23 protein-coding genes are annotated in these 23946 nt (G+C 72.8%); 17 read left to right on the top strand and 6 right to left on the bottom strand.

Annotation, left to right across the window (positions count from 1 at the left end; all coding sequences use genetic code 11):
- The first annotated feature begins 223 nt into the window (after nucleotides 1-223).
- Both AC3EU2_RS12550 and AC3EU2_RS12545 read left to right on the top strand, forming a co-directional pair.
- Complete coding sequence (locus AC3EU2_RS12550) at nucleotides 224-1516, top strand: sensor histidine kinase (RefSeq protein WP_488176634.1); 1293 nt, start codon at nucleotides 224-226, stop codon at nucleotides 1514-1516.
- The gene (locus tag AC3EU2_RS12545) at nucleotides 1513-2376 is read left to right on the top strand and encodes a response regulator (RefSeq protein ID WP_488176632.1); all 864 of its coding nucleotides are present in this window, start codon (nucleotides 1513-1515) and stop codon (nucleotides 2374-2376) included. The genes AC3EU2_RS12550 and AC3EU2_RS12545 overlap by 4 nt, the downstream gene beginning before the upstream one ends.
- Before the next feature lie 16 nt (nucleotides 2377-2392).
- On the opposite strand, the gene AC3EU2_RS12540 is transcribed toward AC3EU2_RS12545, so the two are convergent.
- Nucleotides 2393-3316 (bottom strand): PfkB family carbohydrate kinase, encoded by a 924-nt coding sequence (locus AC3EU2_RS12540; RefSeq protein WP_488176631.1) that lies wholly within the window; start codon nucleotides 3314-3316, stop codon nucleotides 2393-2395.
- Nucleotides 3317-3362: 46 nt separating this feature from the next.
- Between AC3EU2_RS12540 and AC3EU2_RS12535 the strand changes: the two genes are divergently transcribed.
- Together AC3EU2_RS12535 and AC3EU2_RS12530 are read left to right on the top strand one after the other, a co-directional pair.
- Nucleotides 3363-4280, top strand: coding sequence for an AAA family ATPase (locus AC3EU2_RS12535; protein ID WP_488176630.1), 918 nt, complete (start codon nucleotides 3363-3365; stop codon nucleotides 4278-4280).
- 11 nt (nucleotides 4281-4291) lie between these two features.
- Entirely contained in the window at nucleotides 4292-5752 is a 1461-nt protein-coding gene (locus AC3EU2_RS12530) for a VWA domain-containing protein (RefSeq protein ID WP_488176629.1), read from the top strand.
- 38 nt (nucleotides 5753-5790) lie between these two features.
- Here the strand turns inward: AC3EU2_RS12530 and AC3EU2_RS12525 are convergent, their stop codons facing one another.
- Nucleotides 5791-6627, bottom strand: coding sequence for an aldo/keto reductase (locus AC3EU2_RS12525; protein WP_488176628.1), 837 nt, complete (start codon nucleotides 6625-6627; stop codon nucleotides 5791-5793).
- Entirely contained in the window at nucleotides 6603-7559 is a 957-nt protein-coding gene (locus AC3EU2_RS12520) for an EamA family transporter (RefSeq protein ID WP_488176627.1), read from the bottom strand. Before AC3EU2_RS12520 ends, AC3EU2_RS12525 begins: the two co-directional genes overlap by 25 nt.
- A 40-nt stretch (nucleotides 7560-7599) precedes the next feature.
- On the opposite strand from AC3EU2_RS12520, the gene AC3EU2_RS12515 reads away from it, so the two are divergent.
- Nucleotides 7600-8103, top strand: coding sequence for a MarR family winged helix-turn-helix transcriptional regulator (locus AC3EU2_RS12515; protein WP_488176626.1), 504 nt, complete (start codon nucleotides 7600-7602; stop codon nucleotides 8101-8103).
- A 27-nt stretch (nucleotides 8104-8130) separates the two neighbouring features.
- Nucleotides 8131-9906, top strand: a complete 1776-nt coding sequence (locus AC3EU2_RS12510; protein ID WP_488176625.1) for an acetyl/propionyl/methylcrotonyl-CoA carboxylase subunit alpha — start codon at nucleotides 8131-8133, stop codon at nucleotides 9904-9906.
- Nucleotides 9907-10004: 98 nt separating this feature from the next.
- On the opposite strand, the gene AC3EU2_RS12505 is transcribed toward AC3EU2_RS12510, so the two are convergent.
- From AC3EU2_RS12505 to AC3EU2_RS12495, 3 genes are all read right to left on the bottom strand, one after another.
- Entirely contained in the window at nucleotides 10005-10625 is a 621-nt protein-coding gene (locus AC3EU2_RS12505) for a hypothetical protein (RefSeq protein WP_488176624.1), read from the bottom strand.
- A gap of 227 nt (nucleotides 10626-10852) precedes the next feature.
- Entirely contained in the window at nucleotides 10853-11449 is a 597-nt protein-coding gene (locus tag AC3EU2_RS12500; RefSeq protein WP_488176623.1) for an antitoxin, read from the bottom strand.
- An 83-nt stretch (nucleotides 11450-11532) separates the two neighbouring features.
- The gene (locus AC3EU2_RS12495; RefSeq protein ID WP_488176622.1) at nucleotides 11533-12951 is read right to left on the bottom strand and encodes an NAD(P)H-quinone dehydrogenase; all 1419 of its coding nucleotides are present in this window, start codon (nucleotides 12949-12951) and stop codon (nucleotides 11533-11535) included.
- Nucleotides 12952-12979: 28 nt separating this feature from the next.
- On the opposite strand from AC3EU2_RS12495, the gene AC3EU2_RS12490 reads away from it, so the two are divergent.
- From AC3EU2_RS12490 to AC3EU2_RS12440, 11 genes are all read left to right on the top strand, one after another.
- Entirely contained in the window at nucleotides 12980-13828 is an 849-nt protein-coding gene (locus AC3EU2_RS12490; RefSeq protein WP_488176621.1) for a purine-nucleoside phosphorylase, read from the top strand.
- A gap of 10 nt (nucleotides 13829-13838) precedes the next feature.
- Entirely contained in the window at nucleotides 13839-15542 is a 1704-nt protein-coding gene (locus tag AC3EU2_RS12485; RefSeq protein ID WP_488176620.1) for a phospho-sugar mutase, read from the top strand.
- A 42-nt stretch (nucleotides 15543-15584) separates the two neighbouring features.
- Nucleotides 15585-16391, top strand: coding sequence for an isocitrate lyase/PEP mutase family protein (locus AC3EU2_RS12480; RefSeq protein ID WP_488176619.1), 807 nt, complete (start codon nucleotides 15585-15587; stop codon nucleotides 16389-16391).
- A complete protein-coding gene (locus AC3EU2_RS12475; protein ID WP_488176618.1) occupies nucleotides 16391-16861 on the top strand; it encodes a DnaJ family domain-containing protein in 471 nt (156 codons plus the stop codon). The genes AC3EU2_RS12480 and AC3EU2_RS12475 overlap by 1 nt, the downstream gene beginning before the upstream one ends.
- 82 nt (nucleotides 16862-16943) lie before the next feature.
- Entirely contained in the window at nucleotides 16944-17492 is a 549-nt protein-coding gene (locus AC3EU2_RS12470; protein WP_488176617.1) for a hypothetical protein, read from the top strand.
- 183 nt (nucleotides 17493-17675) lie between these two features.
- Nucleotides 17676-18395, top strand: coding sequence for a hypothetical protein (locus AC3EU2_RS12465; protein WP_488176616.1), 720 nt, complete (start codon nucleotides 17676-17678; stop codon nucleotides 18393-18395).
- A gap of 85 nt (nucleotides 18396-18480) precedes the next feature.
- A complete protein-coding gene (deoC, locus tag AC3EU2_RS12460; protein WP_488176615.1) occupies nucleotides 18481-19488 on the top strand; it encodes a deoxyribose-phosphate aldolase in 1008 nt (335 codons plus the stop codon).
- A 23-nt stretch (nucleotides 19489-19511) separates the two neighbouring features.
- On the top strand, nucleotides 19512-20951 hold the full coding sequence (locus AC3EU2_RS12455; RefSeq protein ID WP_488176614.1) for an aldehyde dehydrogenase family protein: 1440 nt from the start codon (nucleotides 19512-19514) through the stop codon (nucleotides 20949-20951).
- A 1-nt stretch (nucleotide 20952) separates the two neighbouring features.
- Nucleotides 20953-21864, top strand: coding sequence for an aldehyde dehydrogenase family protein (locus tag AC3EU2_RS12450; protein ID WP_488176613.1), 912 nt, complete (start codon nucleotides 20953-20955; stop codon nucleotides 21862-21864).
- Complete coding sequence (locus AC3EU2_RS12445; RefSeq protein ID WP_488176612.1) at nucleotides 21861-22475, top strand: uridine kinase family protein; 615 nt, start codon at nucleotides 21861-21863, stop codon at nucleotides 22473-22475. Before AC3EU2_RS12450 ends, AC3EU2_RS12445 begins: the two co-directional genes overlap by 4 nt.
- A 76-nt stretch (nucleotides 22476-22551) precedes the next feature.
- A complete protein-coding gene (locus AC3EU2_RS12440; RefSeq protein WP_488176611.1) occupies nucleotides 22552-23937 on the top strand; it encodes a magnesium chelatase ATPase subunit I in 1386 nt (461 codons plus the stop codon).
- Nucleotides 23938-23946: the final 9 nt, after the last annotated feature.

Raw genomic sequence — 23946 nt, 5'->3', positions numbered from 1 at the left:
CCGGGCGACCCGCTCGCCCGGCGTTCCTGGGGCGAGAAGCTCGCGGATTCGTGGGTGTCCCGCGCGCGCACGGCAGGGAAAGACTGCGTGGACCACTCCCCCGTCGTCCCTGCCGGACCACGCCTGCCCGGAAGGCCCGTCACCGTGTCCCGAGTCGAGGTGTCCCCGCTCGCACTCCGGGCACGCCGGGCCCCGGCGCGGCCGCTGGGGCAGGATGGCCCGCGTGGCGAACGAGACCGAGACGGGGACCGTCGCTGGAGTCGTCAAGGTCCCGACGACCGCCGCCGGGGCGGAGCGCGCGTTCGCCCTGCTCATCGTGGGTGCGCGCGTCGGGACCGTCGTCCAGATGGCGCCGTCGCTGCCGCAGGGCATGTCCCAGTCGTCGACGCGGTGGGGCTACCTGCTCGTGTGGCTGCTCGCCGCGGGCACGGCGACCGTCGTCAGCGTCGTCGTGTGGCGCAAGGGCCGCACGCTCACGCCGCGGGAGTACCTCGTGGACGCCGCCCTCTGCGTGCTCATCCTCCTGCTGGGGCTCGTCGTGGTCCCTGAGGACATCAGGCTCGGCACCTGGTCGAGCTTCCAGCCGGGCTACGCGGTCTCGGTCGTGTGCTGCGGTGCGGCCGTGCGGAGCAGCCGCGTGTGGCTCCTCGCCCTCCTCGCCATCAGCGCTGCCCACCTGGCCTTCCTCCTGCCGGTCCTGTCCCGGGACACCGCGGCGACGATCGTCGGCAACGTCCTCAGCCTCGTCGTCCTGGCCGGCGTCGGCCGCTGGGTGGCGCTGTTCGTCCGGCGCATCGCCGAGGACGGGGACCGGGCCCGCGCCCAGGCCCTCGAGCTCGGCCGCCGCGAGGAGGAGCAGCGCGCCCAGCTCGCCATCCACAACGGGGCCGCGGTGATCCGGATGCTCGGCGACCCCGCCCTCGACGACCGGGCCAGGCTCCTGCTGCAGGAGGAGGCCCAGCGCGAGGGCCGGCGCATGCGCTCCTACCTCCAGGGCCGTGACCACACCGGCCCGCTCCTCACCGCAGCCGGCGGCCACGGCGGATCGGTGACGCTTCCGCACGCCGTCCGCCGCGTGTGCGACCGCTTCAGCGACCTGCCCCTGCACGCGACCCTCGACCTCGCCGACGCCGTCGTCATCGACGACGCCGCCGCCGAGGCGCTCGACCACGCGCTGGCCAGCGTCCTCCTCAACGTCCGCAACCACTCACGGGCCGAGACCGTCGTCCTCCACGCCGACTCCGGCGACTCCGGCGACTCCGGCGTCTCCGGCGACGAGCCCGCTGCCGACGCTGCCGACGCGTCCGACGCGTCCGACGCGTCCGACGCGGGCGAGCCGTGGGTGCTCACCGTCCACGACGACGGAGTCGGCTTCGACGCCGACCCCGAGACCTTCGGCGTCGGCCTGCGCGAGGTGGTCGTGGGCCAGCTGCGCCCCCTCGGCATGGACGTCGAGGTCTCGTCGACACCCGGGCTCGGGACGACGGTCACCATCAACGGAAGGACCGCCTCGTGACCCCCCACGACGCCACCACGCCGGGCGAGCCGGTCGCCGCAACCGCCCGTCCCGCGGTCCGGGTGGTCGTCGTCGACGACGCCACCGTGATCCGCGAGTCCCTGCCGGCGCTCCTGCCCGGCCTGGGCTTCACCGGGAGCTTCGCCAACGTCGAGACGATGCTGCGCGCCCGCCCCGAGGCCGACGTCGTGGTCCTCGACCTCCACCTCAGCAACGCTGGACAGCCGAACGTCAGGCAGGGGGTCGCGGCGATCCGGGCGGTGACCGACGCCGGCTACCGCGTCTGCGTCTTCAGCCAGGAGGAGCGCCGCTTCGTGCTCGCCGCGTGCCTCGCAGCCGGGGCCCACGGGCTCGTGTCCAAGGCCGCCTCCACCCCGCGGCTCGAGGAGGCGCTGCGCGAGGTCGCCGCCGGGCAGGTCGTCATCCCGCCGGCGGTGATCGGCCTCGTCGAGGTGCTCGTGCGCCGCAACAGCCTGACGATCCTCTCTGACCGGCAGCGCCACGTCCTCGCCGGACGGGCGCGCGGGCTCACCTACGCCGAGATGAGCGGACGGCTCCACCTGTCCGAGTCGACCCTGCGCGGGTACTGGGGCGAGGTGACCCGCAACGTGTCCGAGCACTTCCAGCGGACCGCCCCCGGCGACCTCGAGCACGCCCTCGGGCTCGGCCCCGGCGACCTGCTCGACTACTGGCCCGAGCCGCTCCCACCCGGTGCGCTCGGGACCTCGCGGACCTCGCCGACCTCGCGGACGCCGGGGAGTCCCGGCACTCCCGGCACTCCCGGCACTCCCGGCACGCCCGGGTCCGCGACCTCGCCGCAGCGGGTGGACCGCTGGTGGCGGCTGCACCGAGGCCGCTGACCCGCGCACCGACCGGTCAGGTCCGCGTCGCGAGGAACGCGTCGATCTCGCGCGCGGTCGGGGCGGTCGCCGGCCCGCGCCGGGTCACCTTGATGGCGCCGCCGGCGTTGGCGCGGCGCGCGGCCTCGACCCAGGACATCCCCGCCGCCCGGCATGCCACGAGCACCCCCGTGTGCGTGTCGCCGGCCCCGTTGGTGTCGACCGCCGTCTGCGGGTAGCCCTCCAGGTCGGTCGTCTCCCCGTCGGCGTGGACGGCGCACCCCTCGGGTCCGTCGCGCACCACGGCCACCGCTCCCGCAGGGAGGTGCTCGACCGCCCTCGCCACGGCGGTGACGATGTCGGACTCGCCGGTGAGGGCCTCACTCTCCTCGGCATTGCCCGTCCACACGCTCGTCATCGCCAGCATCCGCAGGCGCACGTCGTCGTCGAGCTCGGCAAAGATCGCCCCCGGGTCGAGCACGACCTCCACCCCGGACGGCAGGCCGGCGAGCCACTCGAGCAACGGGTCCCGGGTCTGCCCGGTGAGGGTGTAGCCGCTGACGCAGACGAGGTCACCCGGCTCCGGCTCCGACGTCTGGAGCGACGCGACCGTGATGACCCGCTCGGCGGCCTGGGTCGTGACGAAGGTGCGCTCGGCGGTCGGCTCGAGCATGACGACACAGATCCCGGTGTCGAGGTCTGGGACGACCGGACTCGACACCTGCACGCCCTCCGCGGCGAGAGCGGCCCGGACGAGGTCGCCGTGGGGACCTGTCCCCGTCGCCCCCGCGTGCACGCACTGGGAGCCCTGGCGCGCGGCGGCGAGCAGGATGTTTGCCGCTCCCGCGGCATACTCCTTCGGCGGCGGGGCCATGACGTTGCCGCCGCGGCGCGGCAGCGCCGGCACCTCGACGACGACGTCGACGAGCGCCTGGGCCGTGTGGATCACCCGGGGAGACATGCACCGCAGCGTATGCCGTGCCGTCCCGGCTGCGAGGATGTCGCGCGTGAGCATCTCCGCCCCTCCGACGCCCGACGCCTTCCGCTTCTCCTCGATCGACGAGGTGCGGGAGCGGCTGGCCGACGCCGGCTACCTCGCCTCCGACGCGATCGCGACGACGACGTTCCTCGCCGACCGGCTCGGCAAGCCGCTCCTCGTCGAGGGCCCCGCGGGGGTCGGCAAGACCGAGCTCGCGAAGGCGGTCGCCACGGCGACGGGAGCCGAGCTCATCCGGCTCCAGTGCTACGAGGGCGTCGACGAGGCCCGGGCGCTCTACGAGTGGAACCACGCCAAGCAGCTGCTGCGGATCACCGCCGAGCGTGACGCCGCTGACGGCTGGGACGCGTTGCGGGACAACATCTTCAGCGACGAGTTCCTCCTCCCCCGGCCCCTGCTCGCCGCGATCCGCAGCGAGGAGCCGGTCGTGCTGCTCATCGACGAGCTCGACAAGGCCGACGTCGAGATCGAGGGGCTGCTCCTCGAGATCCTCGGCGACTTCCAGGTGACCGTGCCCGAGCTCGGCACCATCACCGCCCGGCACCGCCCGTTCGTCGTCCTCACCTCCAACGCCACCCGTGAGCTGTCCGAGGCCCTGCGGAGGCGCTGCCTCTTCCTGCACATCGACTACCCGAGCGCCGAGCTCGAGCGGCAGATCGTCACCCTGCGCGCCCCGGGCCTCGACGACGCCCTCGTCGCCTCCGTCGTCCGCCTCGTGCAGCGCCTGCGTGAGCTGCGCCTGCGCAAGGCCCCGTCCGTCGCCGAGACCGTCGACTGGGCGCGCACCCTCATCGCCCTGGGCGCCACCCGTGACGCGGACCTCAGCGCCGACCTCGTCCGCGACAACCTCGGTGTCCTCCTCAAGCACCAGGACGACATCGAGCGCGCGGCCGTGGCGCTCGACCTCCCTGCCCCGGCGACCCGCTGACGAGCCCGCCCATGTCCGTCGCCCTCGACTCCCGCCTCGTCGGCTTCGCGCGCGCCCTGCGCGGCCATGGGGTCGTCGTCGGCACGAGCGAGGTCGTCGACGCCGGCGCCGTGACCCACGCCCTCGGCCTCGACGACCGGGACCGGCTGCGCGAGGGCCTCGCGTCCGCGCTCCTGCGACGGGCCGGCCAGCGGCAGGTCTTCGACGACCTCTTCGACGTCTGGTTCCCCGCCGCGGTCGGGGACCGCACGCACGGCTCGGCGCAGTCCTCCCCCGCGACCCTGCCCGAACGCCGGGCCAGGGCGGAGGAGCTGCGGGAGGAGCTGGCCCGGGCCCTGGCCGCCGGTGACGAGCGGGCCCTCGACGAGCTCGCCGCCCGCGTGGTCGCCGAGCTGGGCGCCCTCGCGAACGCCGCGACGACGGGCTCCTTCTCGGTGCAGCAGGCCCTCGACACGCTCGCCCCGCAGACGGCCATCGCCTCGGCCCTGGCCCGGCTGCAGGACGCCGGCGAGGACTCCCCCGGCGGCAGCGGTGACGGCAGCGGCGGATCCGGCGGAGCGGGAACGGGCGTGTCCGGGCCGGCCGGTGGCGCCGGGTTCGCTTCGCGCTTCACCCGGGACGAGCTCCGCTCCGGGGTGGCGGCCTTCCGGCGCCGCGTCGAGGTCGAGACCCGCCGGCGCAACGCCGAGGCCCGAGGCGCCGAACGGATCAGCCGGTATGCCGTCCGGGCCCCCGCTGACCAGACGCCCTTCCTGCTCGCCGGACCGGACGAGCTGGACGAGCTCCGCGCCGCCGTCGCCCCCCTGTCGCGCAAGCTCGCGACGCGGCTCGCCGCCCGCCGTCGACGGGCGTCGCGTGGCTCGATCGACGTCAGGCGCACCCTGCGTCGCTCACTGTCGACGGGCGGCATACCGATCAGGCCGGCACTGCAGCACGCCAAGCCGCACCGCCCGGACCTCGTCATCCTCTGCGACCTGTCGACGTCGGTCTCGGGGTTCTCGCGGTTCACGATCCTGCTCGTGCAGGCGCTCGCCGGCCAGTTCCGGCGGGTGCGCATCCTCGGCTTCGTCAACCGGGTGGACGACCTCACCGACCGGGTCCTCAGCGCCCCGCCCGGCAGCGACCTCAGCGGGGCGTTCGACGACCTCTCGCGGATGACCCGCTGGCACCGCAACAGCGACTACGGCGCCGTCCTCGCCGACGTCGTCGAGAACCACCTCGACGCCATCGGCCACCGCACCGCCGTCCTCGTCCTGGGCGACGCGCGGTCCAACCACACCGACCCGCGGCCGGACATGCTCCGCGAGATCGCCGGACGGGCCCGCCACGTCTCCTGGCTCAACCCCGAGCCGGCCCGCATGTGGGGCAGCGGCGACTCCGTGGCGCTGCTGTACAGCGAGATCGTCGACATGCACGAGTGCCGCAACCTCGCCCAGCTCCGCGACTTCGTGTCCCGCCTGCTCCCCGTCTGACCCCGGGACCGTTTCCCGCCGTCCCCGGAAAGAGGACCTCAGCCGTTGAACTCGTCGGGGTTCGGGCCGGTGCGCATCCCCCGGTCGAGGGCGGCGATCTCGGCCATGTCGGCCTCGGTGAGCGTGACGTCGGCAGCGGCGAAGTTCTCGGCGATCCGCGACGGGGTCACCGACTTCGGCAGGACGACGAAGCCGTGGGCGACGTGCCACGCGATGACGACCTGCGCGGGCGTCGCGCCGAGCCGCTCGGCGATCGCACCGATGACCGGGTCGTCGAGGACCTCCTTGCCGGACGCGAGCGGGCTCCACGACTCGGTGACGATCCCGTGGGCGTCGTTGAACTCGGCCACCTCGCGCTGCTGCAGGTAGGGGTGCAGCTCGACCTGGTTGATCGCGGGCCACTCGCCGGTCTCGTCGAAGAGCCGCTGGAGGTGCTCGACGTGGAAGTTGCAGACACCGATCGCCCGCACCCGGCCGGAGTCGCGCAGGGCCTGCAGCGCCTTCCACGCGTCGACGTAGCGGTCCTGCTCCGGGAAGGGCCAGTGCAGGAGGAAGAGGTCGAGGGTCTCGAGGCCGAGGCGGTCCATTGACGCGTTGAACGACTCGACCGTCTCCTGGGCACCGAACTCCGAAGGCCACACCTTGGTCGTCACGAAGATGTCGTCGCGAGGCACGTCCGTGGCCGCGAGCGCACGCCCGACACCGGACTCGTTGTTGTAGAGCTTGGCCGTGTCGATGTGGCGGTACCCGGTCTCGAGGGCGGCCAGCACGGCGGCGTCGACCTCGTCGTCGGGGACCTGCCAGACGCCGAAGCCGACCTGCGGGATCTGGATCTTGGCGGTGCCGGACGTCAGGGGGATGTCGTTGATGGGCATGCGTCCACCGTATGCCGGGTGCGCACCTGCCGCGCACGGCGCACCTTCGCGACGCCGCCGCGGACCTGGGGCTGGGCGAGCACGACGCTGCCGAGGACGAGGGCCATCCCGAGCAGGTGCACGGGCCCGAAGGGCTCGCCGAGCAGCACGACGCCGAGCAAGGTCCCGGCGACGGGGTTGAGCAGGCCGATGACGGCCACGGCCCCGGCGCTCATCGACTCCAGACCGGTGAACCAGGCGACGTAGGCGACGCCGGACCCGATGAGTCCGAGGTAGGCCAGGGCGAGCCAGCCCGAGAGCGGCAGGCTCGGGGGCGGGCCCTCGAGGAGCAGGGCGAACGGCAGGAGGACGAGCCCGCCGGCGACGAGCTGCCACGTCGTGACGATGAGCACCGGCTCGTCGACGGCCCACCGCTTGGTGAGCACGAAGCCCGTGCTCGCCGAGGTGACGGCGCCGATGGAGGCGAGGAGCCCGATGAGGTCCACGTGCCCGCCGCCGTCACCCTGGAGGACGAGGAGCAGGACGCCGAGGGCGCCGACGAGCGAGGCCAGCACGGTCGCGGGCGTGGAGCGCTCGCGGAGGATGGCCCAGGCCAGACCCATGGTGATCATCGGTGCGACCGCGGTCAGTGTGGACCCGAGCCCGCTCGGGAGCCGGATCGCCGCGACGAAGAGGAGCGCGACGAACAGCCCCATCGTCAGGGTGCCGAGGACCACCGAGCGCCACCACCAGGAGCCGCGTGGCAGGCGCCGGTGCCACGCGAGCATGAGCAGCCCGACGGGCAGGATCCGCATGACGCCGGCGAAGAGCGGACGGTCCGGCGGGAGGAAGAGGTGCGTCACGGCATACGTCGAGCCCCAGACGACCGGGGCGATCGCCGTGACGGCGACGAGCGCGAGCCCACCGAGCTTCTTCCCAGAGATAGTTTCCACGGAAGAGACAATACCTTCCGAGGAAGGTATATTCCGCCCCATGCCCGACCAGAGCCCTCCCGACCGCGCGGCCCAGATCGTCGAGCAGTGGCGCACGGAGCGACCCGACCTCGACCCCACACCGTTCCTCGTCATCGGCCGACTGCACCGCGTGGCCGCCGCGCTGACCACCGAGCTGGTGCGCGTCTACGCCGAGTTCGGGCTCGGCGAGGGCGAGTTCGACGTCCTCGCGACCCTGCGACGCCAGGGCGGCGACTTCGCCCTGACGCCGTCGGACCTGTCCGAGCAGACCGTCGTCACGAGCGGGGCGGTGACCAAGCGGGTCGACCGGCTCGTCAGCCTCGGGCTCGTCGAGCGGCGGCCCAGCGGGACCGACGGCCGCTCGCGCCTCGTGGCCCTCACACCACCGGGACGCGCACTCATCGACCGGGCGTTCACCGCCCACATGGCCAACGAGGCCCGGCTGCTCGAGGTGCTCTCGCCCACAGAGCGCGCCGGCCTCGAACGCGGCCTGCTCGCCCTCGCCCGGTCCCTCGACGTCTGAGGCCGCACACCCACTACAGTCCCGGTCATGGCCATCAGCAAAGTCCTCATCGCCAACCGTGGAGAGATCGCCGTCCGGATCGCCCGCGCCTGCAAGGACTCGGGCATCGGCTCCGTCGCCGTCTACGCCGAGCCCGACCGTGACGCCCTGCACGTCACGGTGGCCGACGAGGCCTATGCGCTCGGTGGCACGACCCCCGGCGACTCCTACCTGCTCCAGGACAAGCTGATCGAGGTCGCCAAGGAGGCCGGCGCCGACGCGGTCCACCCCGGCTACGGCTTCCTCGCCGAGAACGCCGACTTCGCCCAGAAGGTCATCGACGCCGGCCTCACCTGGATCGGCCCCTCCCCGGAGGCGATCGACGCCCTCGGCGACAAGGCCAAGGCCAAGCACATCGCCGTCAAGGCGGACGCGCCACTGGCCCCCGGCACCAAGGACCCGGTCAAGGACGCCGACGAGGTCGTCGCGCTGGCGAAGGAGTTCGGGCTCCCCATCGCGATCAAGGCGGTCTACGGCGGTGGCGGTCGCGGCCTCAAGGTCGCCCACACCCTCGAGGAGATCCCCGAGCTCTACGAGTCCGCCGTCCGCGAGGCCGTCACGGCGTTCGGCCGCGGCGAGTGCCTCGTCGAGAAGTTCCTCGACCGGCCGCGCCACGTCGAGACGCAGTGCCTCGCCGACCAGCACGGCAACGTCGTCGTCGTCTCCACCCGTGACTGCTCGCTGCAGCGGCGCAACCAGAAGCTCGTCGAGGAGGCCCCGGCGCCGTTCCTCACCGACGAGCAGAACGCCGAGCTCGTCCGCGCCTCCAAGGCCATCCTCCGCGAGGCGGGCTACGTCGGCGCCGGGACCTGCGAGTACCTCGTCGCGCAGGACGGCACGATCAGCTTCCTCGAGGTCAACACGCGCCTCCAGGTGGAGCACCCGGTGACCGAGGAGGTCACCGGCATCGACCTCGTGCGCGAGCAGTTCCGCATCGCCGACGGCGAGGAGCTCGGCTTCGACGACCCGACGCCGGTCGCCCACTCGTTCGAGTTCCGGATCAACGGCGAGGACGCCGGCCGCAACTTCATGCCCGCGCCCGGCACCGTCACCCGCATGGTCGTCCCGCACGGGCCGGGGGTCCGCTGGGACGCCGGCATCGTCCAGGGGGACACCGTCGCCGGGGCGTTCGACTCGATGATCGCCAAGCTCATCGTCACCGGCCGCACCCGCAAGCAGGCCCTCGAGCGCTCGCGCCGGGCGCTGGCCGAGCTCGAGGTCGACGGCATGCCCACGGTCCTGCCGTTCCACCGCGCCGTCGTCGACAACCCGGCCTTCGCGCCCGAGGGTGACGCGCCGTTCACCGTGCACACCCGCTGGATCGAGACCGAGTTCGACAACCAGATCCCGCCCTTCGCCGCCGACGGCGCCGCCGCCGACGGCGAGGAGCCGGGCGAGCGCCAGCGCGTCACCGTCGAGGTCGGCGGTCGCCGCCTCGAGGTCGTCCTCCCCGCCGGCCTCTCACTCGGCGGCGGCGGCGGTGGCGCGGCGAAGAAGAAGGCGCCCAAGCGCTCCAGGGGCAAGAAGGCCGGCGCCGCGGCGTCGGGCGACTCCCTCACCGCGCCCATGCAGGGCACGATCGTCAAGGTCGGCGTCGAGGACGGGGCAGAGGTCGCCGAGGGCGACCTCGTCGTCGTCCTCGAGGCGATGAAGATGGAGCAGCCGATCACCGCGCACAAGGCCGGCACGATCAGCGGGCTCGCCGCCACGGTGGGTGCCACGGTGACCAACGGCCAAGTCCTCTGCGAGATCAAGGACGCCTGACCACGCCGACCACCGCCTGTTCGCGAAGTGGACGACACCCCGCCCCGAGGACTGGGGGGCGGGGTGTCGGCTCCTCGCGAACAGGGGTTGGCGCGGCGTCAGCCCAGGAAGGTCATGACGTCCGTGCAGAAGTCGCGCTCGCCGAGCTGGCGAGTGCCGTGGTCGGCCAGGACCTTGTCACTCACGTCCACGTCGTCCTCGGGATCGGCAGGGTCGCCGATGTCGACCACGACCTGGATCTTCACGAGTCCGGCGTCTACGCCGACGAGCTTGCCGTTGCCGTCGAAGAGCTTCCAGCCGAGGCGGTCCATGATGGTGATGACGAGGTTGCCGTCGTCGTCCCACACGAGCTTCTGGTCGCGTGACGAGAAGGCCGTCTGCTCGTGGAAGCTGGCACCGGTCACGACGTTGGTCCACGTGTTCTTGGCCGAGAAGTGGAACGAGTAGTAGTCGAGGCCGCCCTTCCTCGTCCTCGCGGCCTCGGTCAGGTTGAGCTGGCCGTCGAACCTCACGGGGAACGGCACGTCCGGGCAGAACTCTGCTCCGTGCTGCTCCTGCTCGATGTGGCTTTGCCGGTCGATGACATGGTCGCGGAACACGACGTTCCCACCGGGTGCAGCGGAGGCGGGCCCGACCGATGTCAGGGCTGCCGGTACGGCGAGAGCGACGATCGCAGCCGCGGCGGCGAGTGCGCGGGACGGGGCGGCTCGGTGGTTCATGGGCGTCTCCTTCGGGCTGGCGGCGACGGGCACTGCACTCCGTGGGTGTGGGCGACGCCGAGTTCGGCTCTGCGGTGATGCGCCTCACGCTAGGAGCGCGCCCCGGTCACCGACAATCTGCATTCAGCCACCCGACCTGACCATCTTTGGTCGCGGTGAGGTCACCCGAACGCCCCGTCGGCCATGGCCTGGATACGGGGCGTTCGTCGAGGTCGCGTGGCCTCGCCTCAGCGGGTGGTCGGGTCGTCCTGGCCGAGGTCGATCCGGTTGCCGCCGTCGGCGGGCTGGGTGCCGCCGGGCTGGCTCGTCGCGCCCGGGTCACCCTGCTGGGTGGAGCCACCCTGCGGGAGCCCGCCACCCTCGCCCGGGCTGGTGGACCCGGTCGACTGGGGGTCGGCGTCCGGCGCGGGGAACCCCGTCTCGGGCAGCTGCGGCTCGCCCTCCCCGGGGATGATCGAACCCGGCTCGGCGGGGTCCTGCCGCGGCTGCGGGTCGTCGCCGGTGCCCGGGGCGGGGCTGGGCACGGGGACCTCGGACGGCGGCATCGGCGTGGGAGGGGTCGTGGGTGTGGAGCCCGGGTCGGCCGGCGGGGCACTCGGGTCGGCCGGGACCGTCCCGCCCTCGTTGCTCGGCAGGCCCAGCTTCTCCTCGAGCATGTCGCCGCCCTTGTCGATGGCGCCCGAGAACTTGCCGCCGGTCTTCGCGTCGAGGAAGTCCTCGACCTTGTCGATGGCGCTGCGGGCCGAGTCGGGGTTGTCCTTGGCGTACTCCTTGGCCTTGGTGATGGCCTCGTCGCCGCTGATCGGCTGCTTCTGGTCGCTCATGGTGCTCACGTCTCCCAACGATGTCGCGTGGTTCGGACGCTCTCCAAACTAGCGACGCGACCGGGCAGGAGGGGGCTTGGCGCTCAGCTGCCGGTGGCGTGCAGCCGGCGTGCGGCCTCCGCGATGGTCCCGGAGAGCGAGGGGTAGACCGTGAACGTGCTCGCCACCTGGTCGACGTTGAGCCGGTGGTGCACGGCCAGCGTCACCGGGAAGATCAGCTCGGAGGCGCGCGGCGCGACGACGACACCGCCGATGACCGCACCGGAACCCTTCTGCGCGAACAGCTTGACGAAGCCGTCGGTGATGCCGGCCATCTTGGCCCGGGGGTTGCGGGACAGGGGCATCATGACGACGTCGGCGTCGGCCGTGCCGTCGTCGATCGCCGTCTGCGAGATGCCGACGGTGGCGATCTCGGGGTCGGTGAAGATGTTGGCCGAGACCACGCCGAGGTTGAGCGGGGCGACGGCGTCGCCGAGGGCGTGCGACATGGCGATGCGTCCCTGCATCGCGGCCACGGACGCGAGCGGGAGGACGCCGGTGCAGTCGCCCGCGGCATACACCCCTCGCACCGAGGTGCGCGAGACGCGGTCCACGGCGATGTGCCCGGACGGCGTGAGGTCGACACCGATCTCCTCGAGCCCCATGTCCGCGGTCTGTGGGACGGAGCCCACGGCCAGCAGCGCGTGCGACCCCTCGACCTCGCGGCCGTCCTCGAGACGCACGACGACACCGTCGCCGCGGCGCTCGACGGACGCCATCCGCGAGCGCCCGAGCACCTCCATGCCGCGGCGCGTGAACACGTCCTCGATGACGGTGGCGGCGTCCGGGTCCTCGCCGGGCAGGACCCGGTCGCGCGAGGACACGAGGACGACGTCGGACCCGAGCCCGAGGTAGGCCTGGGCGAGCTCGGCCCCGGTGACGCCCGAGCCGACGACCACGAGCCGCTCCGGCAGGGCGTCCAGGTCGTAGATCTGCTGCCAGGTGAGGATGCGCTCGCCGTCGGGCTGCGCGGAGGCCATGATCCGGGGGGTGGCACCGGTCGCGACGAGGACGACGTCGGCGTCGATCGTCTCCGTGCCGCCGTCGGTGAGCGTGGCCTCGACCCGAGTGGGGGACAGCAGCCGGCCGGTGCCCCTGAGGACGCGGACGCCGACCTCGAGCACCCGCTCGCCGATGTCGTGGCTCTGCGCGGCGGCGAGGTCCTTGACCCGGGCGTTGACCTCGGCGAGCTCGGCGACGGCGTCGCTCACGGCGTCGCCCTCACCGTCCTCGAGGTGCACGCCGAGGTGGGCGGCGGTCTCGAACTCGGACATGTAGTCGGCCGTGGAGATGAGCGTCTTGGAGGGGACGCAGTCGGTGAGCACCGCCGCCCCGCCGAGCCCGTCGCGGTCGACGATCGTCACCCCGCCCCCGAGGTGGGCGGCGACGAGGGCGGCCTCGTAGCCACCGGGTCCGCCCCCCAGGATGACCACTCGACTCGTTCTCCCGTTCACGCGGCCCATCCAACCACGCGGCCGATACCCTGCTCGCGTGACCGACAACGCCGCCGCCCCGCACTCGCTCGACCTCGCCGACCCCGCGACCGACCCCTTCGCGGTGGCCGAGGCCGCGGCCGGGGTGATCCGCGAGCGGACGGGCGTCGCGACCCACGACGTCGCCCTCGTCCTGGGCTCCGGCTGGGGCCAGGCCGGCGACCTCATCGGCGAGACCCTGGCCGAGATCGACAACACCGACGTGCCGGGCTTCGGCAGGGCCGCCGTCTCGGGCCACTCCGGCACGATGCGCTCCGTCGCCATCGGCGACACCGGTCGCCGCGCGCTGGTCTACGGCACCCGAACCCACTTCTACGAGGGTCGCGGCGTCCGTGCGGTCGTCCACGGGGTGCGCACCGCGGCCGCCCTCGGCTGCCGCACGATCGTCCTCACCAACGGCTGCGGCGGGGTGCGCGAGGAGTGGGCTGCCGGGACGCCCGTCCTCATCAGCGACCACATCAACCTCACCGCCCACTCCCCCATCGAGGGCGCGAACTTCGTCGACCTCACGGACGTCTACACCCCGCGGCTGCGCGACCTCGCCCGTGAGGTGGACGGCGACCTCGGGGAGGGCGTCTACGTCCAGTTCCGCGGACCGCACTACGAGACCCCCGCCGAGGTGCGCATGGCCCGCGTCATGGGCGGCGACCTCGTCGGCATGTCGACCTCCCTCGAGGCGATCGCCGCGCGGCAGAGCGGCATGGAGGTCCTCGGCATCTCGCTCGTGACGAACCCGGCGGCCGGCATCTCCAAGACCCCGCTCGACCACGCCGAGGTCCTCGAGGCCGGCCGGGACGCCGCCGACCGCTGTGGCCGACTCCTCGCCGCCGTCGTCGCCAAGATCTGAGAGGTACGCAATGACGTATGCCGGCCGGCACGGGTCCGTGGGCACCCCCGGCTCCGAGACCCCCCACGCGGAGCTCTTCGAGGCCGCCCGCGCCTGGGCCGCTGACGACCCGGACCCGCAGACCCGGGCCGAGCTCGAGGCCGTGGTCGACGCGGCGTCCTCCGGTGACGCGGCGGCGACCGCCGACCTCGCCGACCGGATGTCGGGGATGCTCCAGTTCGGCACCGCCGGCCTGCGTGGGGCCCTCGGTGGCGGCCCGAACCGGATGAACCGCGCGGTGGTCATCCGTGCGGCAGCCGGCCTCACGGCATACCTCAAGACGTCCCAGCCGTCCCCGATGGTCGTCATCGGGTTCGACGCGCGCATCAACTCCGACGTCTTCGCCCGCGACACCGCCGCGGTCGTCGTCGGCGCCGGTGGGGTCGCCGCCGTGCTGCCACGGCCGCTGCCGACCCCCGTCCTCGCCTACGCGGTCCGCCTGCTCGGGGCCGACGCCGGTGTCATGGTGACGGCCAGCCACAACCCGCCCGAGGACAACGGCTACAAGGTCTACCTCGGCGACGGCTCCCAGATCGTCTCGCCCTCGGACGTCGAGATCGCCGCCCGGATCGCCCGCGTCGAGCGAGTCGCCGACGTGCCGCTCCCCGACGACGGGTGGGAGACGCTCGACGAGTCCGTGCTCGAGCGCTACCTCCGCGACGTCGTCGGGGTCGTGTCGCCGGACACCCCCCGAGACCTCGTCGTCGTCCACACCGCGCTCCACGGCGTGGGGTCCGAGACCGTCGCCCGAGCCTTCGAAGCGGCGGGGTATGCCGTCCCGCTGCCGGTCCCGAGCCAGGCCCAGCCCGACCCCGCCTTCCCCACCGTGTCCTTCCCCAACCCCGAGGAGCCCGGGGCCATGGACGCGGCGCTCGACCTCGCCGAGCAGACCGGTCCCGACGTCGTCATCGCCAACGACCCCGACGCCGACCGCTGCGCCGTCGCCGTGCCCGGCCCCGGTGGCTGGCGGATGCTGCGTGGCGACGAGGTGGGCGTGCTCCTCGGCGCGCACCTGCTGGAGCGCGGAGTGCCGTCGGACGCCGTCTTCGCCAACTCGATCGTGTCGTCGCGGATGCTCGCCACCGTGTGCCGGGCCGCCGGGATCGCCCACGAGGAGACGCTCACCGGCTTCAAGTGGATCTCCCGGGTGCCCGGACTGCGCTACGGCTACGAGGAGGCGCTCGGGTACTGCGTCGACCCGGCGAACGTGCGCGACAAGGACGGTGTGTCCGCGGCGCTCGTCGTCGCCGAGATCGCCGCGACGCTCAAGTCGGCCGGTCGGTCGATCCCCGACCGGCTCGACGAGCTGGCGGTGACCCACGGCGTGCACGCGACCGACGCCTTCTCGGTGCGCGTCGAGGACCTCTCGCTCATCGACACGATCATGGCGAGGCTGCGGGCGCAGCCGCCCACCACCGTGGCGGGAGTGGGCGTCGCCCGTCTCGACGACCTCGCAGCCGGTGACGGTGGGCTCCCGCCGACCGAGGGCCTGCGCTGGTTCCTCGACGACGACTCGAGGGTCATCGTGCGCCCGTCCGGGACCGAGCCCAAGCTCAAGGTCTACCTCGAGGTGGTCGAGGCCGTCACCGACGGCGACCTCGCCGGGGCCAGGTCGCGGGCCGCGGGGCGGCTCACCGCCATCCGGTCCGACTTCGAGGCGGCCACCGCCCCCTGAGGAATACAGTGGACGTCTTCCGGGACTGAGGCGAGGTGCGACATGGGCGTCCGCGACGACCGCGTATCGGAGTTCCACCGGCTGCACGCCGCAGGGTGCTTCGTCATGCCGAACCCGTGGGACGTCGGCAGTGCGCGCATCCTCGAGCGGATGGGCTTCCCCGCACTGGCGACGACGAGCGCCGGGCTGGCCTGGTCGCTGGGCCTGCCGGACGCCGAGGTCGGGGTGGAGGACGCCCTCGAGCACCTGCGCGCCGTCGCGGGAGCCGTGTCGGTGCCGGTCAACGCCGACTTCCAGGACGGGTACGCCGAGGAGCCCGCCGGGGTCGCCGAGAACGTCCGGAGGGCCACCGACACCGGCGTGGCCGGTCTCTCGATCGAGGACTCGTCGGGTGACCCGGACGAGCCGTTGCTCGCCTTCGACCTCGCGGTCGCGCGGGTCGCGGCCGCACGGCGGGCGATCGACGAGTCCGGGACCGGTGTGCTGCTCACCGGGCGGTCGGAGGGGTTCGTCGTCGGGCGCCCCGACCTCGACGAGACGATCCGCCGACTGCGCGCCTTCGCCGAGGCTGGCGCGGACTGCCTCTACGCGCCACGGCTCACCCGGCTCGAGGACGTGGTGGCGATCGTCGAGGCGGTGGCCCCACTGCCGGTGAACCTGCTCGTCAACAGCCCGTTCACGACCGTCTCGGAGGCGGCCGGGCTGGGCGTGCGGCGGATCAGCGTCGGCGGCACCCTCGCGCGCACGGCGTGGGGTGGGTGGCTCCCGGCCGCGCAGGAGATCGCCGACGAGGGCACGTTCTCGCGGTTCGAGGCGCTCCCCGATGTCGAGGGGCTGTTCGGTCGCTGATGTCGTTCCAGGAGTCGTGGGTCGAGAAGCAGATCCGGGAGGCGCAGGAGCGGGGCGACTTCGACAACCTGCCGGGCGCCGGTCGGCCACTGCAGGGGCTGGATGACCCGGACCCCGACTGGTGGGTCAAGAAGATGATGGCCCGCGAGGGGCTGGACCTCGCCGACGCGATGCCGCCGGTGCTCATCCTGCGCCGCGAGTTCGCCGGGTTCCCCGAGTCGCTGCTCGACCTGCGGACCGAGGAGGGCGTGCGGGAGGTGCTGCGCGACTACAACGTGCGGGTCGTCGAGGACCGCCGCCGTCCGGTGCTCGGGAAGCAGTCGCCGGTCTGGGCCCCGACCGTCGACGTCGACGCCATGGTCCAGCAGTGGCGCGACCTGCGGGCTGAACGACTCCCGGCACCGGCCCCGGAGCCCGAGCCGCCGGCAAGCCCGCCCCGGGGGCGCAGCTTGTGGCGCTTCCGACGTTGAGCACCGAAAACGTTTGTGACACAGTCGATTTGATGGGATCAGCACCTTGTCAGTGTCATCGAACGGGTGTACGATTTGAGGCATGGAAGAGACGTCACCGCAGACGCCGGGACCTGAGGGCGAGGTCCTCACCGTCGTGTCCTCGTTGGCTGATGTCAGCGCGGAGGGTCTCTCCGAGGCGGAGCGGGTCGCGACCGTGTCGGCACTGGAGTCGCTCAAGGGTGCCGCTGCGGCCGCGCAGACCAGGCTCACCGCGGCAGCCGTGGCCGACCGGGAGCAGCTCGGCGAGGACTCCCGCTCGGTGCGCGCCGACCTCGCGCTCGCCCGCCGCTGCTCACCCACTCTCGCCCACCAGCACGTCGGTGTGGCGAAGGCGCTGGTGGGCGAGATGCCGCACACCCTGCAGGCCCTCGAGCGTGGCGAGATCAGCGAGCGGCGCGCCACCATCATGGTTCGCGAGACCGCCTGCCTCAGCGTCGAGCACCGCGCCGAGGTGGACCGGCGACTGGCACCCGTGCTCGGGTCCTCGGTGACAAGGCGCTGGCCGCGGCGGCCCGACGCGCCGGTGCCGCGTTGGACGCGGAGTCCCTGGCCGAGCGCCACCGCCGGGCCGTCGCGAGCCGCCGCGTGAGCATCCGCCCCGCCGCCGACGGGATGGCTGTGCGTCGCGCGTAGTTGTCCGTGCGCCGCTGTCCCATCCGCACTCGCGCGCTGAGCGCGCATCGTGCTCCCGCCAGGCCCAGCCGGCGACGCACGGACAACGACGCGCTCCCTTGGCTCGGCCCGCGCCGACACCCGGGGCAAGGGCGCGTGGTTGGCCGACCGCGCGCTCGAGCTGCTCAGCGGTCGCGCTCACGGCCAGCCGCAGCCGGTTGAGGTCAACCTCGTCATGAGCGACCGGGTCCTTCTGCCTGCAGCGTTCGGTGGCGCGGCGCCGGTGGACGACGTCGCTGTCATCCCGGGCTGGGGACCGGTTCCCGGAGCCGACGCCCGCGCCCATGTCGCCGACGTGCTCGACCACCACGATGGCGCTGACGACACCGGTTTCCCGTGGTTGCGGCGACTCTTCACCGACCCCACCGGCCGCGACCTCGTGGCCCTCGACTCCACGCGGCGCCGGTTCCACGGCGGCCTCCGCCGGTTCCTCCAGCTGCGTGACCCCACCTGCCGGGTGCCGTGGTGCGACGCGCCCGCCGTCCAGACCGACCACGTGACCGCGATCCACGCGGACGGGGACACGACAGCCGGCAACGGCAACGGCAACGGCAACGGCAACGGTCAGTGCCAACGTCACAACCTCGTCACGGAGCTCGCCGGTTGGCACGTCGGCGCGCAGTCGACAGGGCTCGACGGCACGGGACCGCACGGCATCCGGATCACGACGCCGACCGGCCGCGTCCATGACTCCACCGCGCCCCCGATCCTCGGCGAGGGGTGGATCCCGCTCGAACCGGAGGACGGGGTGGACGACTTCGAGCAACGGTTCTGCGACTGGCTGGAGCACGCCCACGAAGGTCACTCCTGGGCCGCGTGAGCCCGGGCCGCACCCCGGGGCACCACCTGGCCGATGGAGCAGTCGGGCTCACGGCATGCGACCCGGGCACGGATAGACTCCGTGGGTGAGCACCCTCAAAGCGGACGTCGACCCTGCGCTCGATGCCACGGCCCGCGCCCGAGACCTCGTCGGCGTCTCCCGGCTGACCAACCAGGCCCTCACCGGCTGGCTCCACGGCCTCCCCGGCGTCGACCAGGTCGGCTGCGAGGCCCGGGCGGCCAGCCTGGGCACCCGGTCGATCAAGACGACGAGCAAGGCGTGGGCCATCGACCTCGCCATCTCGATGATCGACCTCACGACGCTCGAGGGTGCCGACACCAGGGGTCGCGTACGAGGGCTCGCCGCCAAGGCGCTCCTCCCCGACCCGAGCGATCTCAGCACCCCCCGCCCGGCGGCGGTCTGCGTCTACGGCGACATGGTGACGACGGCCAAGGAGGTCCTCGGCGACAGCGGCGTCAAGGTCGCGGCGGTCGCCACGGCCTTCCCGAGCGGCCGGGCGAGCATGCCGGTCAAGCTCGCCGACACCAAGGACGCCGTCCGTGCCGGAGCCGACGAGATCGACATGGTCATCGACCGTGGCGCCTTCCTGTCCGGCGACTACCTCACTGTCTTCAACCAGATCGCCGAGGTCAAGAAGGTGTGTGGTGACGCGCGCCTCAAGGTGATCATGGAGACCGGCGAGCTCGTCACCTACGACAACGTGCGCCGCGCCAGCTGGCTGTCGATGCTCGCCGGTGGCGACTTCATCAAGACGAGCACCGGCAAGATCCAGCCGGCGGCGACCCTCCCGGTCACGCTGATCATGCTCGAGGCCGTGCGCGACTGGCGCGACCTCACCGGGACGATGGTCGGCGTCAAGCCCGCCGGCGGCATCAAGACGAGCAAGGACGCGATCAAGTTCCTCGTCACCGTCCACGAGATCGCGGGCGAGGACTGGCTCGACAACCACTGGTTCCGGTTCGGCGCGAGCAGCCTGCTCAACGACCTCCTCCTGCAGCGCCAGCGGATGACGACCGGCGCCTACTCCGGCGCCAACTACATCGCCGACGACTCCCCCTCCACGGCCTACTGAGCGAGACGACAGGACAACGCGAGATGCCCACCTTCGAGTACGCACCGGCCCCCGAGTCCCGGGCCGTCGTCGACCTGCAGAGCTCCTACGGCCTGTTCATCAACGGCGAGTTCGTCGACGGCAGCGGCACGAGCTTCAAGTCGATCAGCCCCGCCACGGAGGAGGTCCTCGCCGAGGTCTCCGAGGCGACCGACGCGGACGTCGACGCGGCCGTCAGAGCCGCGCGGACGGCATACACCCGGGTCTGGTCACGCATGAGCGGCGCCGACCGCGGCAAGTACCTCTACCGCATCGCCCGCATCCTCCAGGAGCGCGCGCGCGAGTTCGCGGTCCTCGAGACCCTCGACAACGGCAAGCCGATCAAGGAGAGCCGCGACGTCGACGTGCCGATCGCGGCGGCGCACTTCTTCTACCACGCGGGGTGGGCCGACAAGCTCGAGTACGCCTCTCTCGGAACGAACCCGCGGCCGCACGGCGTGGTCGGCCAGATCATCCCGTGGAACTTCCCGCTGCTCATGCTCGCGTGGAAGATCGCCCCGGCGCTGGCCACCGGCAACACCGTCGTCCTCAAGCCGGCCGAGACGACACCGCTCACCGCGCTGCTCTTCGCCGAGGTGTGCCAGCAGGCCGAGCTGCCCCCGGGCGTCGTCAACATCGTCACCGGCTCCGGCCCCACCGGCCAGGCCATCGTCGACCACCCCGGCATCGACAAGATCGCGTTCACCGGTTCGACCGGCGTCGGCAAGATGATCGCCCGCTCGATCGCCGGCACGCGCAAGAAGGCCACGCTCGAGCTCGGCGGCAAGGCCGCCAACATCGTCTTCGACGACGCGCCCATCGACCAGGCCGTCGAGGGCATCGTCAACGGCATCTTCTTCAACCAGGGCCACGTCTGCTGCGCCGGCTCGCGCCTGCTCGTGCAGGAGTCGATCGCCGACGAGTTCGACCGCCGGCTCAAGCGCCGCCTCGGCACCCTGCGCGTCGGCGACCCCCTCGACAAGAACACCGACGTCGGAGCCATCAACAGTCGCGCCCAGCTCGACCGCATCGTCGCGCTCACCGACGTGGGCGAGGGCGAAGGCGCCGTGCGCTGGGACAGCGGGTGCGCGCTGCCGACCAAGGGGTTCTGGTTCCGTCCGACGATCTTCACCGGGGTCAGCCAGACGCACCGCATCGCGCAGGAGGAGATCTTCGGGCCGGTCCTGTCGGTCCTCACCTTCCGCACGCCGCAGGAGGCCGTCGCCAAGGCCAACAACACCCCCTACGGCCTGTCCGCCGGCATCTGGACCGAGAAGGGCTCGCGCATCCTCTGGATGGCCGACCAGCTCAAGGCCGGTGTCGTGTGGGCCAACACGTTCAACCAGTTCGACCCGACCAGCCCGTTCGGCGGGTACAAGGAGTCCGGGTACGGCCGCGAGGGCGGTCGCCACGGTCTCGAGGCCTACGTGAAGACGGGAGCCTGACGTGAGCCGGGTTGATGTCAAGAAGACCTACAAGCTCTACATCGGGGGCAAGTTCCCACGCAGCGAGAGCGGCCGCTCCTACGAGGTGTATGCCGCGCCGTCCAGCCGATCGCGTTCCGCCACAGGGCGCTTCCTCGCCAACGCGGCGCAGGGTTCCCGCAAGGACGCCCGGGACGCGGTGACCGCGGCGCGCGCCGCGCAGCCCGGCTGGGCCGGCGCCACGGCCTACAACCGCGGCCAGGTCCTCTACCGCGTCGCCGAGGTCATGGAGTCGCGCCGCCCCCAGCTCGTGCAGGAGGTGCGCGACGCCGAAGGATTGACGCCTGCTGCCGCCGAAGCCGTGGTCTCGCAGGCGATCGACCGCTGGGTCTGGTACGCCGGGTGGTCCGACAAGTACGTCCAGATCCTCGGAGGGCTCAACCCCGTCGCGGGTCCGTACTTCAACATCTCCGCGTCCGAGCCGACCGGCGTCGTCGCCGTCCTCGCGCCGCAGGGGTCGAGCCTGCTCGGTCTCGTGTCGGTGCTGGCCCCGATCATCGTGTCCGGCAACGCCGCCGTCGTCGTGACGAGCGCCGACCGTCCGCTGCCGGCGATCACGCTCGCCGAGTGCCTCGCCACGTCGGACGTCCCCGGTGGGGTCGTCAACATCATCAGCGGCAAGGCGTCCGAGATCGCCCCGTGGCTCGCGAGCCACCGCGACGTCAACGCCATCGACCTCTCCGGCGCGGCCGACGCCGACGGGGTCGACTGGGCCGCGCTCGAGGAGGCCAGCGCCGACAACCTCAAGCGTGTCCTGCGGCCTGCGGGCGAGGGCGCCGGCGCCGTCGAGCCCGACTGGAGCCAGACCCCCGACCTGTCCCGACTCACCGCCTTCCTCGAGACCAAGACGGTCTGGCACCCCAAGGGCCGGTGAGCGGCGCCGACCCACGGGCCCGCGTCGTCGTCCTCGCCGGACCGAGCGGGGCCGGCAAGTCCCGGCTGGCCGAACGCCTCCACGAGACGCACGGCTGGCCGATCGTGCGGCTCGACGACTTCTACCGCGACCAGGACGACCCCGCGAACCCCCGCAGCGCCGAGCTCGGGATCGTCGATTGGGACCACCCGGGATCGTGGAACCTCGACGCCGCCGTCGCCTCCCTGTGCGAGCTCGTCGAGACCGGCTCGACGCTCACCCCCGTCTACGACATCTCCCGGAGCCGGGCCGTCTCGACGACGACGGTCACCGCCCGCCCCGACCAGCTCGTCCTCGCCGAGGGGATCTTCGCCGCCGAGGTCGTGGCCGCCCTGCGTGCGGCGGGGGTCCTGCACAGCGCATGGTGCATCCACCACCGGCCGTTCGTGACGTTCGTGCGGCGACTGGCGCGCGACCTCACCGAACGGCGCAAGAGCCCGATGGTGCTCGTCCGGCGCGGGCTGGCCCTCATGCGGGCCGAGCCCGAGGTGATCCGCCGCCAGGTCGAGCTCGGCGCCGAGGCCGCCCGCGCCAAGGACGTCGAGGCGCGACTCGCCCAGTCGCACGGCTGAGCCGCGGTCGCCCGGGCGCGCACCCGGCATACGACCGCGCCCCGGGCGGGGTTGCGCCCGGGGTTAGCGTGGAGGGGTGACTGCACCTGAGCCCCGCACCGTCGGTCAGCTGCGCGCGGCGGGCCACGAGCCGAAGAAGCTGCGCCAAGAGATCCGTGACAACCTCCTCGCCAGGCTCCGGGCCGGCGAGGACCCGTGGCCCGGCCTGCACGGGTTCGGCGACTCGGTGATCCCCCAGGTCGAGCGGGCGCTGCTCGCCGGCCACGACGTCGTCCTCCTCGGGGAACGCGGGCAGGGCAAGACCCGGCTGCTCCGGGCCCTGGTCGGCCTGCTCGACGAGTGGACGCCGGTCATCGAGGGCTCCGAGCTGGGCGAGCACCCGTTCGAGCCGATCACGCCCGCCTCGATCCGACGCGCCGCGGAGCTCGGCGACGACCTGCCGGTCACGTGGCGTCACCGCAGCGAGAGGTACGCCGAGAAGCTCGCGACACCGGACACGAGCGTCGCCGACCTCATCGGCGACGTCGACCCGATGAAGGTGGCCGAGGGCCGCAGCCTGGGCGACCCCGAGACGATCCACTTCGGGCTCATCCCGCGCAGCCACCGCGGCATCGTCGCGATCAACGAGCTGCCCGACCTCGCGGAGCGGATCCAGGTCGCGATGCTCAACGTCATGGAGGAGCGGGACATCCAGATCCGCGGCTACGTGCTGCGCCTCCCGCTCGACGTCCTCGTCGTGGCGAGCGCCAACCCCGAGGACTACACCAACCGCGGCCGGATCATCACCCCGCTCAAGGACCGCTTCGGCGCCGAGATCCGCACCCACTACCCGCGCGAGATCGAGGAGGAGATCGCGGTCATCGCGCAGGAGGCCCATCTCGTCGCCCACGTGCCGGCCCACCTCCTCGAGGTCCTCGCCCGCTTCACCCGGGCCCTGCGCGGGTCCTCGAGCGTGGACCAGCGGTCCGGGGTGAGCGCCAGGTTCGCCATCGCCGGTGCGGAGACGATCGCCGCCGCGGCGCTGCACCGCGCGACGACCCGCGGCGAGGACGTGGCCGTGGCCCGCGTCGTCGACCTCGAGACCGCCGTGGCCGTGCTCGGCGGCAAGATCGAGTTCGAGACCGGCGAGGAGGGTCGCGAGACCGAGATCCTCCACCACCTCCTGCGCACGGCCATCGCCGAGACGGTGCGCGCGCACCTGGGAGGGGTCGACCTCCGGCTCCTCGTCGACGCGATCGAGGAGGGCGCCACCGTCAGCACCGGCGCCCGCGTCAGCGCCCGCGACTTCCTCGCCGGTCTGCCCGTGCTCGGCGAGTCCGACCTCTACGACCAGGTCACCGACCGCCTGGGTGCCACCGACGACGGGTCGCGGGCGGGCGCGATCGAGCTCGCCCTCGAGGGTCTCTACCTCGCCCGCCGGATCGGCAAGGAGACGGGCGCCGGGGAGACCGTCTATGGCTGAGCCGCGACG

The sequence above is a fragment of the Knoellia sp. B-D-2 genome (genome assembly GCF_057714695.1).
This window is presented reverse-complemented; position numbering and strand designations above follow the sequence as displayed.

Excerpts from the sequence above, each read along its gene's own strand:
- AC3EU2_RS12540 (WP_488176631.1), bottom strand. The coding sequence starts at position 3,316 with ATGTCTCCCCGGGTGATCCACACGGCCCAGGCGCTCGTCGACGTCGTC.
- AC3EU2_RS12530 (WP_488176629.1), top strand. The coding sequence starts at position 4,292 with ATGTCCGTCGCCCTCGACTCCCGCCTCGTCGGCTTCGCGCGCGCCCTG.
- AC3EU2_RS12525 (WP_488176628.1), bottom strand. The coding sequence starts at position 6,627 with ATGCCCATCAACGACATCCCCCTGACGTCCGGCACCGCCAAGATCCAG.
- AC3EU2_RS12515 (WP_488176626.1), top strand. The coding sequence starts at position 7,600 with ATGCCCGACCAGAGCCCTCCCGACCGCGCGGCCCAGATCGTCGAGCAG.
- AC3EU2_RS12510 (WP_488176625.1), top strand. The coding sequence starts at position 8,131 with ATGGCCATCAGCAAAGTCCTCATCGCCAACCGTGGAGAGATCGCCGTC.
- AC3EU2_RS12505 (WP_488176624.1), bottom strand. The coding sequence starts at position 10,625 with ATGAACCACCGAGCCGCCCCGTCCCGCGCACTCGCCGCCGCGGCTGCG.
- AC3EU2_RS12500 (WP_488176623.1), bottom strand. The coding sequence starts at position 11,449 with ATGAGCGACCAGAAGCAGCCGATCAGCGGCGACGAGGCCATCACCAAG.
- AC3EU2_RS12495 (WP_488176622.1), bottom strand. The coding sequence starts at position 12,951 with ATGGGCCGCGTGAACGGGAGAACGAGTCGAGTGGTCATCCTGGGGGGC.
- AC3EU2_RS12485 (WP_488176620.1), top strand. The coding sequence starts at position 13,839 with ATGACGTATGCCGGCCGGCACGGGTCCGTGGGCACCCCCGGCTCCGAG.
- AC3EU2_RS12480 (WP_488176619.1), top strand. The coding sequence starts at position 15,585 with ATGGGCGTCCGCGACGACCGCGTATCGGAGTTCCACCGGCTGCACGCC.
- AC3EU2_RS12475 (WP_488176618.1), top strand. The coding sequence starts at position 16,391 with ATGTCGTTCCAGGAGTCGTGGGTCGAGAAGCAGATCCGGGAGGCGCAG.
- AC3EU2_RS12470 (WP_488176617.1), top strand. The coding sequence starts at position 16,944 with ATGGAAGAGACGTCACCGCAGACGCCGGGACCTGAGGGCGAGGTCCTC.
- AC3EU2_RS12455 (WP_488176614.1), top strand. The coding sequence starts at position 19,512 with ATGCCCACCTTCGAGTACGCACCGGCCCCCGAGTCCCGGGCCGTCGTC.